Consider the following 17,788-nt stretch of genomic DNA (forward strand, 5'->3'; position numbering starts at 1 on the left):
GAGCTGCCCGAGGATCACCGCGGCCCGACAAACCGGCCAGCAGCCCGTCGACAGTGCGGGGCGGCCCCGAGCGATGGCCCGGCATAACCCGATTGCCAGGGCCAGGCAATCGTCGTCAAAGCCGCGCTTATCATCGTGCCGGACGGATGCTATGACCATGGCGTCGGGGTGGGGGGACCCCGCCATCTCGCGGATCGCCCATGGCCTATGTTCGTGTCTGCCTGTTCATGGCATTGCTGCCGGTGCCGCTCGCGGCGATCGAGTGGGCGTTTGCGGCGTCGGGTTCCGGGCTGTCGCTGCTGGACACCTCCGGCGCCGGCCAGATCACGCTTTATGTGGCGATCCTGTTGTCGATCGTCGCCTTCCAGCGGCTTGTCGCGCGCGACAGGCCCTTTGGCTATCTGGTCCATTATTTGCGCCATTGGCGGCGAGGGCTGGGCGGCTTCGTGGCGATGGCCGCCTTCACCTTCGGCGTTGCGGCCGTCTTTTTGAGCGCGGTGGGGCTGACGGGCCACCTGACCATCTCGCCGGAGGCTCTGGCACGCCTGGATGCAGCCGTCATGTTTGCCACGGTGATCGCGATACCGATCGCCTTCGTGCTCGCATTTGCCGAGGAGCTGATCTTTCGGGCCTTTCTGCTGCGCTATCTGAGGTGGAACACGACGATGCCGGTGACGGTCGGGGCAGTCGGCTTCTCGTCACTGGTCTTTGCGCTGTCGCACAATCTGGCGAGTCCGTTTTCCTGGCTGACGGCCGACCAGGGCCTGCTGTTCGTCGGGCTGTTCGTTCTGGGCGTCGTGCTGTCGATCGCATATCTGGCGACGGGCTCGCTGCTTTGCTCGACGGGCATCCATGCCGGGCTGCTGATGGTCGAGGTGACGCGGCGGACAACGGACCTGTTGGTCGTCGTTCCCGGCCATTGGCTTGCCGGTGTCGGCCAGGACGTGCGCATGGCGCCGTTGAGCTGGCTGATGTTCGCCGGGCTTGGCGCCATCGTGCTCGCCCTGCGCCGGCCGCTTGCCCGCCGCTTCGCCATCGAGCGGCCCGTGGTCAGCCGCGGCCTGGTGCGGGCACCGTAGCGCCGGTCAACGAGCGCCGGCCGACCTTGCCGGCCCGAAAGGGATCAATCTTCTTCAAATGCCTTCACGCATTGCAACTATTCGTTGTTGATTCTGCCGATTTTTTAAGCAACAACGCTCCATGGGACAAGAAAAACCGTGTCTGCGCGCCCGTCTTGGCATTTCTTGTTGCAAAAAGACTCCAATTGACCATGCTACCGTTGCGTCAAGACGAACCTATCGCCTGTCATCGCGCGGAGGAGGCAATGCGCGTCACGGTTCCGTTATTGTTCGGTCGGCTCAAGATCAAGACGAAACCCGATCTGCGGCGCAGCGAGTACTATCGCGAAGTGCCGGTCATGCAGGTCGGCAGGCTCTACTTCATCTTCAGGCCCGGCCGGGCACGCGGCAGAAGGCGGCGCTGAACCCGCCGCCGACATGGCCCGCCATGTTCGGGCCCGGCGCATCGCGATGCGGCTATGGCAACACCGCGCAAAAGCGCAGGCGCACATAATCCGCCGTCCAGTTGCCCTTGGCGTCGCGCAGGGCGTGCGCGAGCAGATCCTCGGTCCGGCTGAGCAGCTCGTCGCGTTGCGCGTCGGTGAGATCGGACAGGCACGGGCTCGCCAGGGTGCGCAGCCAGCCGGTCATGCCGGTGGGCAGCGGCGTCGGACGCGGGATCAGGTCGCAGGACCGCACGTCGAAACCGTGCCGTTCGAGCCGGTCCCGCCATTCCTGCGGCGTCGGAAAGCGCCAGGGCATGCGCGCGGTCCCGTCGATCCCCATGCGATCGAAGGCAGCGATCAGCGCCGTGACGATGGCCGCGACATTGCCATGGCCGCCGAACTCGCCGACGAACCGTCCGCCCGGCTTGAGCGCCCCGCGCACGCCGGCCAGAACGGCGTCGTGATCGGGCATCCAGTGCAGCGCCGCGTTGGTGAAGACCGCATCGAAGCGCGCGTCGTAGTCAAGGCGCTGTCCGTCGAGCCGGCGCGTCTGCAGCCCCTTGCTTTGGGCGGCGGCGAGCATGTCGGCGGAGGCATCGACGCCGATGACATCGGCGCCGGTCTCGGCGATGCACGCGGTCAGCGTGCCGTCGCCACAGCCAAGGTCGAGTATGGCTTCGCCCGGCCGGGCTCGGAGCATGTCGATCAGCGGCTCGCCGAGGGCCGGCACGAAATGGGCGTTGCGCGCATAGTCGTCGTGCGACCAGCGCTGCGTCGAACCGGTCACGGCATCCTCCGCGCGGACAAGCTCACCGTTGCATGGCAGCGCGGCTGCGGTGCCGGCAAGCGATGGCGCGGTGGGGTCAGGTGGCGCGCTTGACCAGCGCGATGATCGCAAGAAGGATCACCGCGCCGATCGTCGCGCTGATGATCTGGCCGACGATGCCGCCCAGCGGCAGAAAGCCCGGAAACAGAAAGCCGGCGATCACCGCGCCGACAATGCCGACCGCGATGTTGCCGACAAGGCCGTAGCCGCCGCCCTTGATGATCATGCCGGCAAGCCAGCCGGCGATCGCGCCGATCGCCAGCATGATGATGAGTCCGACGATATCCATGATGTCCCTCCAAAATGGTAGCCGTCCACCCGACGTAGCGGGCTATCGTGACAGCATTGCGTCGCCGCCTCATACGGATGCGGCGGCCGCGTAGCTCGGCGCGGGCAGGACGAGCACCGGACAGTCCGCCTGGGCCAGCACATGGTCGAAGGTCGAGCCGAAGACTCTGTCGGGCAGGCTGTCATGACCGGCGCTGGTCATGACGATCAGCCGCGCGTCGAAGCGGGCAGCGGCCTTGACGATCGCGTCGGGCGGCGGGCCGGAAACGGTCAGCATCCGGGTCGCCATGCCCTCGATGTCGGGCACCACCGGCTCGTGCCGCAGGGGGCGCGTGCCGGCGTGAAGCAGCGTCAGGTGCTCGGGCGCACGGTCAAGGTGCCGCAGCAGGCCGGCGAGCGTGTCGACACCGATCTGCGGGTCCGGCTCCTCGTCCATGGCAAGCAGCACGCTGTCGAGCGCCATCGAACCGTCGGCGAGGACGAAACCGGCGGCGCCGTCGGGGATGATCAGGCTGGGGCGATGGGAGCCCTCGAACACCGCCTGGGCGATGGAGGGCTTGAGCCAGGCCGCAAGGCCGGTGCGCGGATGGCTTGCCATGACCACCAGATCGGCGGGGTGGCGCGCCAGATATTCGCCCACCACGCGCTGGACATTGCTGCCGACCGCTTCGACCTTGCGGATGTCGGGCAGATGGTCGGCCGCCTCGCCCCACTTGGACAGCGTGGCGCGCACGGCGGGAAACTCACCGAATGCGGCGGGCTTCCGGTGCGGACCATGGACGTGGCAGATGGTCAGCCCGGCCTCCATCTCCAGGGCCAGGCGCAGGGCGTGGCGAAAGGCCGTGGTGCTGGCGGGCGAAAGGTCGGTGGGATGAAAGACGGTGGTCATCGGCGCCGGTCTTGATGTTGGCAGGGGGCCGATCATAGCGCGCTGGCGCGATCTTGTCTTGGTCTGCGTCAGATGATCCGCAAGGCGGCCACGCGGCTAACGGCCGGCGGCGACCGGCGCAAGATCGCTGCCGCCGGCAAAGGCGCGGCGCCCGCCCAGCTCGGCGATCTCGCGTTCGAGCGCCTTGGGGTCGGCAGCCGCCCGGTCAGCGATGTCGCGCGCAATGGCGTCCGGAAACACATCCTCGACCCCTTCGTGCAGCGCTGCGAGCGTGCGTTCGGCAAGTTGCGCTGCGCCGATCTTCGGGCCGGGACGGTCGGCATTCGCCGCATGCGCGAGCGGGCCGGGATAGACCGCGACCACGCGGGCGCCGTGGACGGCCGCTTCGGCGCGCATCGACCGGACCACGGCGTTTGCGGCGGCCATGGACGCGCTATAGCCCGGCGCATCGGGGTCGGCGGCGATCGCCTCGATCGCCAGCAGGTCGACCCAGCTGCCTCCGCGCGCGCGCAATTGCGGGCCGAATGCCGCCCACAGCGCCATCAGATCGTGGCAGTTGGTCTTCATCTGGCTCCGCACCTGGTCGCGATCGGCCTCGGCCGCGGCCCTGAACCGCCAGGTGTTGACGATGATGTCGGGCGCCGGGACGAGCGCCGCCGCTGCCGCGAGCCCGGCCGCATCGTCGACCGGCAGCGATAGCGGCGCCCCGCGATCGAGCGTCGGCGGCTCCTTTGCACCGGGGACACCGAGCCACAGATGCGCCGCACCGGCCGCCGCGCAGGCATGCGCAAATGCGCGGCCGATCTCGCCGGAGGCATCGGTGATCAGAACCGTCCTGTCGGCCGGCATGATGGCGAAGTGGGTCAAGGCGGGATCCTCGCTGAAATGGATGCCGGGCGGCGTTGCGACCGGCACGGCGGCGCCCGACCGATCGAGCCGGAAAGACGCGGTGACCGCATCGCCGACCCGGCAATCCCGGTGGATGAAGGCAACGAGCGTGACGCCGCCGGTCAGCCTTACGAGGCCGGTGCGCAGGGGCGCGCGCTGCTGGAAGGCCGGTTCGATCGCATGATGCAGGTCGGCGCGGGCCAGCAGCACGCCGGCGGGCGGATGGGTGCGCCATGCCAGACGGTGCGACAGGCAATGGCCGCATGTCTCCTGGGGGGGATAATGCGCCTTGCCGCATTCAAGGCAATGCGGCAGTTCGAACAGGCCCCGGGCGGCGACGCGCGTCAGCCCGAGCGCGACGCGGCTGCGATGGCGCGGCGGCAGGGCAAGCGGCGCATGTTCGGTCATGGCGGTCTCCATCGGCGGCCTCATTGCCGGGCCAGAATGGCCGCGCCGGCGCTGAGCCCGCGATCATAGGCGATCATGCCGAAACCGCTGACCAGCGCCGTTCGGGCCCGGGGGACCTGCCGCCCCTCGGCGCGGCCGGTGAGCTGGCGCAGCGCTTCGGTGACACCGAGAAACCCGCCGCCCGCGCCCGCCTGGCCGGCGGAGAGCTGCCCGCCACCGGTGTTGACGGGAAAATCGCCACCGCTGCGCAGATCGTGATCGGCCACGAAACGCGCCGCCTCGCCCTTGTCGCAGAAGCCCAGGTCCTCGAGCTGGATGAAGCTCATGACCGGATAGTCGTCATAGGTCTGGACAAGGTCGATCTCCGGCGGCGTCACGCCGGCATCGCCATAGAGCGCGTCGCGGTCGAGCGCCCAGCCGCCGCGATATTGCACCTGGTCGTCGGCAAAGGCGTTGTGCCGCTCGCTCGACGACAAGAGCGCGCAGGCCGCAACACCCAGTTCGTCGGCTCTGTGGCGGCGCATGACGACGAACCCTTCCGCGCCGGCGCACGGCATCACGCAGTCGAGCTTGCGGATCGGCCCGGCAATGGGTCGCGAGGCCATGTAGTCGTCGAGCGTGATCGGGGCGCGCAGCATGGCCGCGGGATTTCCGGCCGCATTGGCGCGCTGGGCGACGCAGAGCCGGCCGAAATCCTCCGCCCGGGCGCCGAAGCGGCGCATATAGGCATCGGTGAGATAGGCGAACGACTGGTTCGGCCCGCCGGCGCCGACCGGGTAGAGCGCATCCTCGGTGGCCGCGCTCAGACGCGCGGTGATCTGGCGGAAGCCGCCGGGCTGGTTGGTGTCGCCGCCGATGCAGGCGACGATCTCGGCATCGCCGGCCTCGACGGCGCGCGCGGCGCGGCGCAGGGCGGCAATGGCGGAAGCGCCGCCGAGCGGAATCGTGTCCAGCCAGCGCAGCGAAAGACCGAAGGTCCGCGCCAGCGCGACGCCGCTGTCGGGCGCCATGGTGAAGCTGGCGACGGCGAGCCCGTCAATGGCGGACTTTTCGATGCCTGCACCTTCGACCAGCGCGCGCATGGCGCGGCCGAGGAAATGGGTCGCACCGTGGCGGGACTGGCGTGCATAGGGCACCGAGACCGGCACGGCGACAACGATGTCCTTGTAGCCGCTCATCGCCGGGCCTTCCGCAATGCCTGCTTGCGCGCGCGCAGGTCGATGCATCCGGGCGCGGAAAGCGGGTCCTGCGCCCATTCGCGCAGCGCCGCCTTCTGGACCTTCTGGGTCGAGGTGGTCGGCAGCCGGTCGGTGAAAACGACAAAGCCCGGCGCCTTGTAATAGGCCAGATGGCCGGCGCAGGCATCGAAGACACGGTCGGCGAGTTCGGCCCGGTCCGCACCCTCCATCGCCACGATGACGGCCATGACCTCCTCTTCGCGCAGCGGATCGATGGCGGCCGTGACCGCCACCTGCGCGACGCCGTCGAGCGGCGCAATCACCGCCTCGACCTCGGCGGCGGCGATGTTCTCGCCCGACCGGCGGATGATGTTCTTCTTGCGGTCGACAAAGAACAGCGCCCCGTCCGGACCCTGGCGCATGATGTCGCCGGTGTGCAGCCAGCCGTCGCGCCAGGCGTCCTCGGTGGCCGCCGCATCCTTGAGATACCCCGAGAAGAACCCGAGCCGCGGATCGTCGCCCGGCGCTCGCAATTGCAGTTCGCCGGGCTCGCCCCGGGCAACCGGCCGTCCGTCGTCATCGACGAGCCGGCATTCGAGCGCCGGGCCGGGCCTGTCGGGCCGTCCGATGCAGCGCGCACCGATGTGACGGCCCTGCGCGCCTTCGCCCGTATCGCACATGCTCCCCGCGCCGCCGGTTTCGGTCATTGCCCAGCCCTCGAGCAAGGGCACGCCGAAACGCGCCTCGAAGCGGGCGTGATGATCGGGATGGACACCGCCGCCGAGCCCGAAGCGCATGCCATGACCCCTGTCGGCGACGCTTTCTGGCAATTCGAGCAGGATCGCCGGCATGACGCCGAGATAGTGGAAACAGGTGGCGCCGGTTTCGATCGCGGTCTGCCACCACTGACGCGGATGGAACCGGTCCATGATGATCTGCGCGCCGCCGCTGCCGAGCATGCCCATGAAGGAATGGCCCATGGCGTTGACATGAAAGGTCGGAAGCGGCGTCAGCAGCCGTTCGGCGCCCGGGCGCAAGGCGATCGGACCGCCCTGCGCGGCATACCACCACGACCAGTTGAGGAAATACCGGTTGGAGAGCATGCAGCCCTTGGGGCGCCCGGTGGTGCCGGAGGTGTAGACGAGCGCGCATTCGGTCTGCGGCCCCGGCGGGTCTTCGTTCGCGGGCGCGGCGATCTGCGGCGGCGCCTCGTCGGGCGCGATCACGGGCAGCGACCGCCGCGCGGCCACCGCATCGACCTGACCGGCGCGCTCGGCCAGGCGTACCAGCAGCACCGCCTCGCTGTGGCCCAACAGATAGTCGAGTTCATCCTCCCGGTAGTCCGGATTGACCGGCACCACGCTCACGCCCAGCGCGTTCAGCGCCAGCCAGTGGATGAAGTGTTCGGGCCGGTTCTCCAAAAGAAGAGCCACGCGGTGCCCCGTGCCAAGGCCCGCAGCGGCATAGGCGGCCGACAGGGCACGGGACCGGGCCAGACCCTCGGCATAGCGCAACCGATCGCGGTCATGGCCCCAATGATCCTGCACCGCCCGCGGCAGGACCAGCAGATCGCGATCGCCATGGATCTGCGCCTGGCGCTCGAGAAGGCCGAAAACCGTGCCGGCCTCGATCAGTTGACTTTGCGTGATCATTGGCATTTTTTCCCGCGCCATGTCATCTGCCGGCATAGGAACACACTCCGAGGACCCGATCCCGATGAGCGACGAATCCCCGACGAACGCCCCCCCGGCACGTATGCCAGCCGCCGCGGACGCGCCGGTGGATCCGCGGCTGTGGTCGGAATTCGAGTATGCGCTGTGGCAATTGGGCAGCGCGTTCGCGCGCTGGCGCCGCGACTGCTTCGCCGCGGTCAGCGATGTCGGTCTGTCGGGCACGGAGGCCTCGATCCTTCACGTGGTGCACATCAACGGCACGCCCAAGGGACTGATGGAGATCAGCCGGCTGTTGCACCGGGACGACCTGCCCAATCTGCAATACGCCATCAAGAAGCTGATCAAGGTGGGACTGATCCGCAAGACCGGCACGTCGCGCAAGACGATGATGTACGAGGTTTCCCAGGAAGGCGCGCGCATTGTCGCCGCGTTTCAGCAGAAGCGGAGCGAGACGCTCATGAAGATGCTCGGCCATGTCTCCGGCCTGCCCGAGGACCTCGAGGAGATGATCACAAGGCTGCACCTTCTGACCGGCATCTACGACCAGTCGAGCGATCTGGTGCGCAGCCATCAGCCCTGACACGCAGTTCATTGCATCCGGTACCCCCCGTTGACGTCGAGCGTGGCGCCCGTCACCCAGTCCGCATCGGCCGAAACCAGATAGCTGACGGCGCCGGCGACATCGTCGGGCGCGCCGATGCGTCCAAGCGGTATGCGCGCGGCCAGGCCATCGACCGCGCCGGGGTCCATGGCCGCCTCGAACATGGGCGTTTCCACCGGGCCGGCGGCGACCGCATTGACGGTGACGCCAAGAGCGGCCGCCTCGCGCGCAGCAATCTTTGTCAGGCCCAAAAGCGCGGCCTTGGAGGCGACATAGGCGGCGCTGCCGCGATAGCCGCCGAGCTGGGCGGCGGCCGAGGACAGCAGGACCGCCCTTCCCCGTTCGACCCTGCGCGCCCGCCTGCGCGCCAGGAATTCGCGCAGACACAGGAAGGTGCCGGTGGTGTTGACGGCAAGCGAGGCGTTCCACTCCTCAAGCGGGGTCTCGGCAAGCGGCCTGGGCGCGCGGCCGCCGGGCATGATGCCGGCGCAGGCAACCAGCACGGAGACCAGCCCCTTGTCGGTTTCGACCGCATCGAAGCATGAGCGCACGGCCGTTTCGTCGGTGACGTCGCAGACGCGAACGGCGTCATCGCCATCGCGGTCCAGGCCGACCACGACGAGCCCGTCGGCGACCAGCCTGTCGCAAACGGAGCGGCCGATGCCGCCTGCGGCCCCGGTGACCAGTGCAACCCGCATGATGCCTCCCAGATGCTCGGGACGGACAGAGCTATCACAAAAATCGCTTTTTAAAAATGGTTTTTTGTAGCAAAAAAGATGTTTTAAACGTGAAGCATCTCGGCTATAGTGGCGCGGTTCGCACCAGACCCGCCCATCGGGAGCGAGGGCGGTCAAAGGTGGATGCGACCATGTCCAAGTGGAGGAACCCATGACCGCCAAGTTCAAGACGCTGCGCAATCTGGCCCTTGCCGCGACCGCCGGCCTTGCCGTCACAGCCGCACCGGCCGCCGCCGAAGAGGTCAAGCTGACCGTGCAGAGCGCCTGGCCGCTGACATTGCCGGCGAGCGGACGCGACGCGCAGCATTTCGCCGACACGATCAACGCCGCATCGGAGGGAACGGTCGAGATCGATCTGTTCGCGGCCGGCGCGCTGGTGCCGCCGCTGGAGATCTTCGATGCCGTCCAGCGTGGCACGCTCGATGCGGGCTACACATCGCCGCTCTACGTCGCCGGCAAGTTCCCCGCCGTTCAGCTGTTTGGCGGCGTGCCGTTCGGCCCCGACGCCTTCGGCTATATCGGCTGGGTCTACAATGGCGGCGGCCTGGAGATCTGGCGCGAGATCTACGGCGCACAGGGCGTGGTTACGGTGCCGTGCGGGCTGATGGATTCGGAGGCTGGCGGCTGGTATCGCGACCCGATCGAGAGCGTCGAGGACCTCAAGGGCCTGAAGCTGCGATTTGCAGGACTTGCCGGCGAGGTGATGCGCAAGATGGGCGCTTCGGTCGTCCTGCTCGCCGGCGGCGACATCTTCCCCAATCTCGAACGCGGCGTGATCGACGGCACCGAGTTCTCCATGCCGGCAATCGACAAGGCGGTCGGCTTCGACCAGATCGTCAAGAACTACTACCTGCCCGGATGGCACCAGCCGGCCGCGATCAACGAACTGATCATCAACAAGGCCAAGTGGGACTCGATGACCGATGCGCAGCGCAGCCTGATCGAGACCACCTGCCGCGAGACCATGCTGTGGGGCGTCACCTCGACCTACACCGAGAACGCTGCGGCCATCGACGCCTTCATCGACAATGGCGTGCAGATCCGCGAGTTTTCCGACGAACTGCTCGCGGCGTTCGAGACGGCCACGGCCGAGGTGATGGCCGAACAGGCCGAACAGGACGCCGATTTCAAGCGGACCTGGGAGTCGCTGTCGGCCTATCGCGCCACCGCCGAAAACTGGGAAGCGGTCAAGAACTGACCAGGGCGCGTGTCGGCGGCCTACGCCCCCGGGGCGCGGGCGCCGGCATGAACCGTCGCACTTGCTGGGGTCCGGACGATGCTCGATGACCTGCGCTCCGTCATTGGCGCGATCGAGGCGGTCACCGAAACGGTTGGCCGGGCCGGCGCGCTGGTCATGCCGCTGCTCATCGTCGTGGTCGTGGTCAATGTCGCCCTGCGCTACGGCTTCGGGCTGGGCCTGATCGAACTCGAGGAGCTGCAATGGCACCTCAACGCGATCACGGTCATGCTGTGCCTGGCCTATGCGCTCAAGCATGATGCGCATGTGCGCGTCGACATCCTCCACTCGGCGCTCTCGCCCCGGCAGAAGAGCTGGGTCAACCTGATCGGTGCGGTGACGCTGCTGATCCCGTTCTGCATCGGCATTGCCTGGTTCGCCTGGGGCAACGCCGCCTATTCATGGCGCATCGGCGAGGGCTCGCCCATGCCGAGCGGGCTGCCGGCGCGCTATCTCGTCAAGTTCCTGATGTTCGGCGGTTTCGTCCTGCTTCTGGCACAGGCGGTGGCGATGGCCGGGCGGTCGCTGCTGGTCATCATCGGTGCCGAAACGGAGGAACGGCCATGAGCATCGAGGTGCTGCTGGTCGTGGCGATGTTCGCCAGCTTCCTTGTCGGGCTGTTCGCGGGCTTTCCCGTCGCCTTCGTGCTCGGCGGGGTCGGCGTCGCCTTCGCGCTGCTGGGCGAGGTGCTGCCGGCAATGGGCGTCGATGTGATGGCCGGCGCCAATTTCATCGGCTTTGCCACCGACCGGATCTTCGGCATCGTGTCGAACTATTCGCTGGTGCCGATGTCGCTGTTCGTGTTCATGGGCTTCATGCTCGACCGGTCGGGTATCGCCGAAAGGCTGCTGGCGGCGATGGCCCGCGTGCTGGCGCGCACGCCCGGCGGGCTCGGCCTGTCGGTGGTCGGCATCGGCGTCGTGCTGGCCGCATCGACGGGCATCATCGGCGCGGCGGTGGTGCTGCTGGCGACCGTCGCCCTGCCGGCGTTCCGCAAGGCCGGTTACGACATCCCGCTGAGTCTCGGCACTGTGGCGGCCTCGGGCTGCCTGGGCATCCTCATTCCGCCCTCGATCATGCTCATCGTCATGGGCGATCAGTTGCGCCTTTCGGTCGGCGATCTGTTCATGGGCGCGGTGTTTCCCGGCCTTGTCCTTGCGGCGCTTTATGCGAGCTACCTGATCGGCCTCGCCATCGTCAGGCCCGCGGCCGCGCCATCGATGAAGGACGCCGGCCCGCTGGACTGGGACGCGGTCGTCGAGATCGTCAAGGCGCTGGTCCCGCCATTGCTGCTGATGGCGCTGGTGCTCGGCTCGATCTTCATGGGCATCGCCTCGCCGACGGAGGCATCGGGGCTCGGGGCGCTGGGCGCGATCGCGATCACCTTCGCCAACGGCGCGCTGAACTGGACGACGGTGCGCGAGACCTGCTTTGCGACGGCCAAGACCACCGCGTTCCTTTATGCGATCATGTTCGGCGCGACGTGCTTTTCGGTCGTGCTGCGCGGCTATGGCGGCGATGCGATGGTCGAGGAAGCCATCACCGGCATCAACCTGCCGCCCGAGGGCATATTGCTGATCGTCATGCTGGTGGTGTTCGTGCTCGGCTTCGTGCTCGACTGGATGGAGATCGTGCTGATCGTCGCTCCGCTCACCGTGCCCGTGGTGGTGGCGCTCGGTTTCGATCCGCTGTGGGTGGCGATGCTGCTGGCGGTGTGCCTTCAGACCTCGTTCCTGACCCCGCCCGTGGGCATGGCGCTGTTCTACGTCAAGAGCGTTGCGCCACCCGATGTCAACACCGCTCAGATCTATCGCGGCATCGTGCCCTTCGTGATCCTGCAACTGATCGGCCTGGCGCTGGTCTGGAACTTCCCGCAACTGGTCAAGTGGCTGCCGTCGGTGGCCTACTAGGCGACAAAGCGCCAAGTGGCCAAAGGCCGACCGCCGTGCTATGATTCATGCTTGTGTCATGAAGGGGAGGACGTCATGGCAACACGCATTAGCGGGGGGATTGCGGGGCTCCTGGCGCTTCTGGGCGCGGGCGCGCCCGCGGCGGCCGGCGAGACCGCGACGGTCTTCATGGCCCAATGCGCCGAGATTTCCAACTGGCCCGAGACGATGTGCGCGTGCATCGGCGAACTCGCCGAGACCGAGTTGTCCGATCAGCAGCAGGAATTCTTCGTGGCGATGGTCAGCAAGGACGAGGCGGCGATGCATCGCTGGCGCCTCAAGCTGACCGTCGCCGAACTCACGCAGGTCGGCATGCTGATGACCACCGGCGCGCAGCGCTGCGCGAACCGTTAAGCACGATGCCGGCCGGTGCCGGTCCATCGAGGGAGGGGACGATGCGAAGCCTTGCAGCGATCGTGGCGGTGTGCGCCGCGCTTGTTTCCGTCACGCCGGCAATCGCCGCCGAGATCGAAGACCATCCGCTGATCAGCAGCTATCCGGGCTCGGTGCCCACGCGGCGCGATGCCAGCGAGTTCGAGCGCTACCCGCTCATCGTCGGCGTCGTTCAGGACAGCCTGGACTTCGAAAGCCTCGATCTCGAGGGCCGGCTGACGCGGATCAACTATCAGAACCCGTCCGACCGGTCGGCTCTGGAGATCCTGGCCAATTACGAGCAGGCGATTGCCGGGGTCGGCGGCGAACTGCTGTTCAAATGCGTGGAAGCCGAATGCGGGCCGGCCTTCGCCGGCAGCCGCTGGGGGCGGTTCAACGACTCCATCCACCTGCCGGCGGTGGGCGGCTATGTGGCCGGCCGGATCGCCTCGGGCGAGGGAACCGCCTATGTCGCGATCGGTGTCGCCAAGAACCGCCACCAGATCGCCGTGCTCGAGGTCGCCGAGATGGAGACGGGGCTGGTCGAGATCGATCCCGACGCGCTGGGCGACGAACTCGACCGGCTCGGCCATGTGGCGATCCCGGGCGTGTTCTTCGAGGTCGGCAAGGCGACGCTGACGGCCGAATCGCAGGCCGCGCTCGAGGCGATGGCAACGATCCTCAACGATCGGCCGGACATGGCCGCCTGGGTGGTCGGCCATACGGACTGGACCGGCGACATGTCGCTCAACATGCGCCTGTCGGACGAGCGGGCCAAGGCGGTCGTCGCCGCCCTTGTCGATGCGCACGGCATCGAGGCGGGCCGGCTTGCCGGCCATGGCGTCGGCCCGCTGGCGCCGTCCGCGTCAAACGCCAGCGAGCCGGGCCGGCAGGCCAATCGCCGGGTCGAACTGGTCGTCGCGCCTTAGCCCGGCCGGCGTGCCGTTCGCAGGACGGGCCGCCCGGGCGTTGAGCTTTCGTTAACCGCGGCCGCAGGTGCCCGGCATGCGGTCACGCAAGGTTAGCCATCGCGCATGCATATGCATGACGGGCAGGAGGCCGTCATGGTTTGGGATTTTCCGATCGGGCGCACGCTTGCGATCGTGCTGCGAAGCTGGCCGTTCATGGTGCTGCGCGTATGCGTCTACGCGCTCTATGCGGCCGTGTTCGCGATCCTTGCCGCTTCGGGCGGGCTTGTGGGACACGAGCTCTTGCCGCTTGCCATAGACGGGATCGGGGCGCTGCAGGGCGGCATTTTCGGCGCGATGGGCGGGGTTGGCCTGGGCGCGCTCGTGGTGCGCATCGCGCGCGAATATACGCTGTATCTGGTCAAGGCCGGCCATATCGCGGTGATGGTGGAACTGATCGATCGGGGCGCCTTGCCCGGCGGTCGAAGCCAGCTCGGTTTCGGCTGGGACGCGGTGCGCGGCCGGTTCGCCCATGCAAGCGTCCTGTTCGGCATCGACCAGATGATCCGCGGCGCGCTTGCCGGTCTCAAGAAGACGATCATGCGCGCGGGCGCGGCGGTGCCGCTGGTCTCGCTCCTTGCCGGCGTGGCCCATGCGGTGGCCGATGTGGCGCTGGGTTCGCTCGACGAGATCATTCTCGCCCACACGCTGCGCACGAGGAGCGCCGATCCCTATCGCGGTTCGGCCGACGCGCTGGTGCTGTTCGCCCAGAACGGCGGTCGGATGGTCAAAAACGCGGCCTGGCTGACGCTGTTCATGATGCTGGCGTTCGTTGCGATCATGGCGCTGATCGTCGGCCCGTTCGTGATCGCCTTCGGCGCGCTCGAGGGGCCGGTTTCGACCTATGCGATCGTGGCGGCGGCGATTGCCGCGGTGTTCGTCAATGTCGTTGTGCTCGAGCCGTTGGCGGTCTGCGCGCTGTTGCAGGTGTTCGTCGCGGCAAGCGACGGGCAGAGCCCGGACCCGCAATGGGAGGCGCGGCTTTCGGCCATGCCGAGCTTCGTGCAATTGCGCCAGGGCGCCCCGGACATGGATGCGGGCGCGGCGGAGCCGGCCGCCTGAGGCACCGGATCCGGCGACGGCAGGCCAAGCGCGGCGTGTGCGCACGGCATGGTACGGGACGGAGCAGCCATGCCTTTCCAGCAAGACCGTCGTCACCGTCGATGGCGGCCCGCCGGTATCGCTGATCAATGTGGTGGCTGCCTCGGGCGCGCTCTACACCAATGGCGCGTTGAGCCTGCACAGCAAGGCCGATGACGCGCTGGCGACGCGGTGACGGCCTGCAGGGCGGCGCCCTAAGGGTCTGTGCGAGGTGCATGCGGCAATCGGCGAGGCCGCCGACAATGCGGCGATGATGGCCGCGCCAGGCTGAGTGCGCCTGGGCCGTCCCAGCAAGGACGGCCCCGGCTTCTGGCGGCCCGGATCGGCCGCCGGGCGCGTGACCGTCAAAGAAGGGTCCTGGCGGTCCAGACCCCCGGGTTCGCATCGCGCGGCGAGATGCCCATCCGGTGCAGGTCGGCCGCGGTGATGCCGATGTCCTTGCGGTACTCATGCGGCATGTCGGCGATCTTCCGGTTGGCGAGATGGCGGCGCTCGCGCTCGATCAGCCAGGCGATGATGCTCATGAAGCTCACGCGCGGCTTGCGGGGTCGGGCAATGTCGAAGTCGGTGATGGCGGTCATGGTCGATCTCCTTGATGGGGCGCTGGGCCGTTGATCGACGCTCGGGGCAAGCGGGCTCGGACCGGCCATGGCGTGTCCGGCCTGCAATGGGGCGGGCCGGGCCACAGCGCCAAGAAGGAGCCGGGATATCCCACGCCCGGAAAGGCGGCGGAGGCCTGCGGCGGGATCGACAACGTGTTTGTCGTCTATGTCGAAAGCCCGTTCGGCAATCGCGACCATCGCTATGACTGCGCCGACTGAGCGCAGGTGACACCGCACCGGCCGGTGAGCCCATCGCCGGCCGGAAGCCCGGTGCAACGGGCCAATGGCGTCCCGTTGCTTGCGCGCACGGCGAGCGGATTGCGCGGCGGTTTGCGGCCGCACCAATGCGTTTCACCGTAGGGTTCAAGATCGCCGGTTGAGCCGTCGGCAGGTTCGTGCCGGGTTTCGATCTTCGCCTCGTGGCACACCGCTTTGCGACGGGGCGGCGCCCGCTGGGTCGGAAAATGTGTCAGCGACCAGTTGCCCGACCGGGTCCGCGCACGGCCAGCATGGTGCGCCGGCGCGGCCGCGTGCCGGCGACAAGTGCCGGCCCTTGACAGGCACATGAAAATCAAAATAAATCATACATAAAGGAGGAAAGATATGCGGATTGTCTCGATCCGCTCGCGGGTTTGCCATGCGGGCATGCGCAACTGGGTCTTTGTACGGGTCGAGACCGACGTTCCCGGCCTTGTCGGCTGGGGCGAAGCGACGCTGGAATGGAAGACGCGGGCGGTCGTCGGCGCGATCGAGGATCTTGCACCGCTGCTCGTGGGCGCGGATCCGCGCGATATCGAACACTGCTACCAGGTGCTCACACGGCACGGATTCTGGCGGCTTGGCGTGGTCGGCATGTCTGCGGTCAGCGGCATCGAGATCGCGCTCTGGGACATATTGGGCAAGGCACTCAACGTGCCGGTCTGGCGGCTGCTCGGCGGCAAGTGCCGCCAATACCTTCGGGTCTATACCCATCTGGGCATGGGCGAGATGGATGCGGTCTATGAATCGTTTGATCCCGTCCGGCTCGCCGAAAAGGCCATGGCCGTTGTCGAGGCGGGCTATGATGCGCTCAAGGTCGTGTGCGTTCCCTACAGCCACTATCTGGGCGACCGGCGACAGATCAATGCCGTCGAGAAGGCGCTGTCCGGGCTGCGCCAAGCGGTGGGCGATGGCGTCGACATCATGGTCGATTTCCATGGCCGGCCGGCCTCGGTCGCGCTGGCGCGCGAGTTCATCGCGGCGGCGGAACCGGCGCGGCCCTTGTTCATCGAAGAACCGGTCCCGCCAGAGGACCTTGCAGGCCATGCCGCACTGACGGGTTCATGCAAGGTGCCGATCGCCTCGGGCGAACGGCTGATCGGCCGGCGCGAATTCGTTCCGGCGATCACGCAACGCGCCTTCGACGTGGCGCAACCCGATATCTGTCACACCGGCGGCCTGGCCGAGACCAAGAAAATCGCCGCCGCGTGCGAAGCGGCCGGCATCGGCGTTGCTCCGCACAATCCGCTGGGGCCGATCGCCGGGGTGGCGGCGCTGCATTTTGGCGCCTCAACGCCCAATTTCATCATCCAGGAAGAAATGTCAGGTGCGGTGCCCTGGTATGACGAGGTCGTCGGCTGGCCGATCGAGCGCCGGCCGGGCCGATGGGACATACCCGACATGCCCGGGCTTGGCATCGAGGTGAACGAAGATGCGATCGCCGCCCATCCCTTCGAACAGGAAGTGCTGCATGCGCGCAACGCGGTGCTGGACGATGGAACGGTGGTGGATTGGTGATGAACGGACGGCTCCAGGACAAGGTCGCGATCGTGACCGGTGCGGGCCAGGGCATCGGCGAGGCGATCGCCCGGGCGTTCGCGGCCGAGGCCGCCTGCGTCCTGATCGCGGAGAAAAACGCCGAAACGGGAGCGGCGGTCGCCGACGCGATCACCGAAGGCGATGCGAAGGCCGCCTTTGTACGCACCGATGTGACGGTGCAGGACGATATCGCTGCCATGGTCGAGACATGCCACAGCCGTTTCGGGCCCTGCGACATCCTCATCAACAATGCCGGCGCGAACGTCTTTTACGAACCACACGACATGCCGCAACATGAATGGCATCGTTGCATGGCGCTCGATCTTGAGGCCTGCTGGTCATGTAGCAGGGCCGTGCTCGACGACATGCGCGCACGCCGGTCGGGGGCGATCGTCAACATCGCCAGCGTGCACGGGTTCAAGATCATTCCGCACACCTTTCCCTATCCGGTCGCAAAGCACGGGCTGATCGGGCTGACCCGCGCCCTTGGCATCGAATATGCCGCCGAAGGCATCCGGGTGAACGCGATCGCGCCGGGCTACATCGATACGCAGATCGCACGCGATTACTGGAATACCTTCGATGACCCGGCGGCCGAACGCGCCAAGGCCGAGCGCCTGCATCCGCCGGGCCGCATCGGACAAGCCCATGAGGTCGCCATGACCGCTGTTTTCCTGGCCTCCGACGAGGCCCCCTTCATCAATGCCGAGACGATCACGATCGATGGCGGGCGCTCGGCCTTGTTCCATGACTGACCCGCATCCACAAGG

General features: G+C 67.5%; 21 protein-coding genes. 13 read left to right on the forward strand and 8 right to left on the reverse strand.

Features of this window, described 5'->3' with window-relative positions; translation table 11 throughout:
• Positions 1–200: 200 nt before the first annotated feature.
• Both RBB34_RS05435 and RBB34_RS05440 read left to right on the forward strand, forming a co-directional pair.
• Complete coding sequence (locus RBB34_RS05435) at positions 201–1,079, forward strand: type II CAAX endopeptidase family protein (RefSeq protein WP_306118179.1); 879 nt, start codon at positions 201–203, stop codon at positions 1,077–1,079.
• A 245-nt stretch (positions 1,080–1,324) separates the two neighbouring features.
• On the forward strand, positions 1,325–1,483 hold the full coding sequence (locus RBB34_RS05440; RefSeq protein ID WP_306118180.1) for a hypothetical protein: 159 nt from the start codon (positions 1,325–1,327) through the stop codon (positions 1,481–1,483).
• A 52-nt stretch (positions 1,484–1,535) separates the two neighbouring features.
• Here RBB34_RS05440 and RBB34_RS05445 read toward each other — a convergent pair whose 3' ends face one another.
• From RBB34_RS05445 to RBB34_RS05470, 6 genes are all read right to left on the reverse strand, one after another.
• Entirely contained in the window at positions 1,536–2,291 is a 756-nt protein-coding gene (locus tag RBB34_RS05445; RefSeq protein WP_306118181.1) for a class I SAM-dependent methyltransferase, read from the reverse strand.
• 76 nt (positions 2,292–2,367) lie between these two features.
• Positions 2,368–2,619 (reverse strand): GlsB/YeaQ/YmgE family stress response membrane protein, encoded by a 252-nt coding sequence (locus RBB34_RS05450; RefSeq protein ID WP_306118182.1) that lies wholly within the window; start codon positions 2,617–2,619, stop codon positions 2,368–2,370.
• Positions 2,620–2,688: 69 nt separating this feature from the next.
• On the reverse strand, positions 2,689–3,507 hold the full coding sequence (locus RBB34_RS05455) for a universal stress protein (RefSeq protein WP_306118183.1): 819 nt from the start codon (positions 3,505–3,507) through the stop codon (positions 2,689–2,691).
• Between the two features lie 96 nt (positions 3,508–3,603).
• Complete coding sequence (locus RBB34_RS05460) at positions 3,604–4,803, reverse strand: SDR family NAD(P)-dependent oxidoreductase (RefSeq protein ID WP_306118184.1); 1,200 nt, start codon at positions 4,801–4,803, stop codon at positions 3,604–3,606.
• A 20-nt stretch (positions 4,804–4,823) separates the two neighbouring features.
• Positions 4,824–5,981 carry a thiolase family protein gene (locus RBB34_RS05465; protein ID WP_306118185.1) on the reverse strand — a complete coding sequence of 386 codons (1,158 nt, stop codon included), beginning with the start codon at positions 5,979–5,981 and terminating at the stop codon, positions 4,824–4,826.
• Positions 5,978–7,633: an AMP-binding protein gene (locus RBB34_RS05470; RefSeq protein WP_306118186.1), complete on the reverse strand. Its 1,656-nt coding sequence runs from the start codon at positions 7,631–7,633 to the stop codon at positions 5,978–5,980. The genes RBB34_RS05465 and RBB34_RS05470 overlap by 4 nt, the downstream gene beginning before the upstream one ends.
• A gap of 127 nt (positions 7,634–7,760) precedes the next feature.
• On the opposite strand from RBB34_RS05470, the gene RBB34_RS05475 reads away from it, so the two are divergent.
• Positions 7,761–8,234, forward strand: a complete 474-nt coding sequence (locus RBB34_RS05475) for a winged helix DNA-binding protein (RefSeq protein ID WP_306118187.1) — start codon at positions 7,761–7,763, stop codon at positions 8,232–8,234.
• Between the two features lie 8 nt (positions 8,235–8,242).
• Here RBB34_RS05475 and RBB34_RS05480 read toward each other — a convergent pair whose 3' ends face one another.
• On the reverse strand, positions 8,243–8,953 hold the full coding sequence (locus RBB34_RS05480; protein ID WP_306118188.1) for an SDR family oxidoreductase: 711 nt from the start codon (positions 8,951–8,953) through the stop codon (positions 8,243–8,245).
• Between the two features lie 190 nt (positions 8,954–9,143).
• Here RBB34_RS05480 and RBB34_RS05485 point away from each other — a divergent pair, with 190 nt between their 5' ends.
• The 7 genes from RBB34_RS05485 to RBB34_RS05515 all read left to right on the forward strand — a co-directional run bounded on the left by RBB34_RS05485 (position 9,144) and on the right by RBB34_RS05515 (position 14,794).
• Positions 9,144–10,190, forward strand: coding sequence for a TRAP transporter substrate-binding protein (locus RBB34_RS05485; RefSeq protein ID WP_306118189.1), 1,047 nt, complete (start codon positions 9,144–9,146; stop codon positions 10,188–10,190).
• A 78-nt stretch (positions 10,191–10,268) separates the two neighbouring features.
• Positions 10,269–10,796, forward strand: coding sequence for a TRAP transporter small permease subunit (locus RBB34_RS05490; RefSeq protein WP_306118190.1), 528 nt, complete (start codon positions 10,269–10,271; stop codon positions 10,794–10,796).
• A complete protein-coding gene (locus RBB34_RS05495; protein WP_306118191.1) occupies positions 10,793–12,139 on the forward strand; it encodes a TRAP transporter large permease subunit in 1,347 nt (448 codons plus the stop codon). Before RBB34_RS05490 ends, RBB34_RS05495 begins: the two co-directional genes overlap by 4 nt.
• 75 nt (positions 12,140–12,214) lie before the next feature.
• The gene (locus RBB34_RS05500; protein ID WP_306118192.1) at positions 12,215–12,532 is read left to right on the forward strand and encodes a hypothetical protein; all 318 of its coding nucleotides are present in this window, start codon (positions 12,215–12,217) and stop codon (positions 12,530–12,532) included.
• Positions 12,533–12,573: 41 nt separating this feature from the next.
• Entirely contained in the window at positions 12,574–13,479 is a 906-nt protein-coding gene (locus tag RBB34_RS05505) for an OmpA family protein (RefSeq protein ID WP_306118193.1), read from the forward strand.
• 135 nt (positions 13,480–13,614) lie between these two features.
• On the forward strand, positions 13,615–14,580 hold the full coding sequence (locus RBB34_RS05510) for a hypothetical protein (RefSeq protein WP_306118194.1): 966 nt from the start codon (positions 13,615–13,617) through the stop codon (positions 14,578–14,580).
• A 37-nt stretch (positions 14,581–14,617) separates the two neighbouring features.
• Positions 14,618–14,794 carry a hypothetical protein gene (locus RBB34_RS05515; RefSeq protein WP_306118195.1) on the forward strand — a complete coding sequence of 59 codons (177 nt, stop codon included), beginning with the start codon at positions 14,618–14,620 and terminating at the stop codon, positions 14,792–14,794.
• A 169-nt stretch (positions 14,795–14,963) separates the two neighbouring features.
• On the opposite strand, the gene RBB34_RS05520 is transcribed toward RBB34_RS05515, so the two are convergent.
• On the reverse strand, positions 14,964–15,200 hold the full coding sequence (locus tag RBB34_RS05520; RefSeq protein ID WP_306118196.1) for a hypothetical protein: 237 nt from the start codon (positions 15,198–15,200) through the stop codon (positions 14,964–14,966).
• Positions 15,201–15,230: 30 nt separating this feature from the next.
• Between RBB34_RS05520 and RBB34_RS05525 the strand changes: the two genes are divergently transcribed.
• The 3 genes from RBB34_RS05525 to RBB34_RS05535 all read left to right on the forward strand — a co-directional run bounded on the left by RBB34_RS05525 (position 15,231) and on the right by RBB34_RS05535 (position 17,773).
• Entirely contained in the window at positions 15,231–15,440 is a 210-nt protein-coding gene (locus RBB34_RS05525) for a hypothetical protein (RefSeq protein WP_306118197.1), read from the forward strand.
• Between the two features lie 384 nt (positions 15,441–15,824).
• Complete coding sequence (dgoD, locus tag RBB34_RS05530) at positions 15,825–16,997, forward strand: galactonate dehydratase (RefSeq protein WP_306118198.1); 1,173 nt, start codon at positions 15,825–15,827, stop codon at positions 16,995–16,997.
• Positions 16,997–17,773, forward strand: coding sequence for an SDR family oxidoreductase (locus tag RBB34_RS05535; protein ID WP_306118199.1), 777 nt, complete (start codon positions 16,997–16,999; stop codon positions 17,771–17,773). Before dgoD ends, RBB34_RS05535 begins: the two co-directional genes overlap by 1 nt.
• The last annotated feature ends 15 nt before the right edge of the window (positions 17,774–17,788 follow it).

This window comes from Roseitalea sp. MMSF_3546, assembly GCF_030732865.1.
In the GTDB taxonomy this organism is placed as follows: Bacteria; Pseudomonadota; Alphaproteobacteria; order Rhizobiales; family Rhizobiaceae; genus Roseitalea.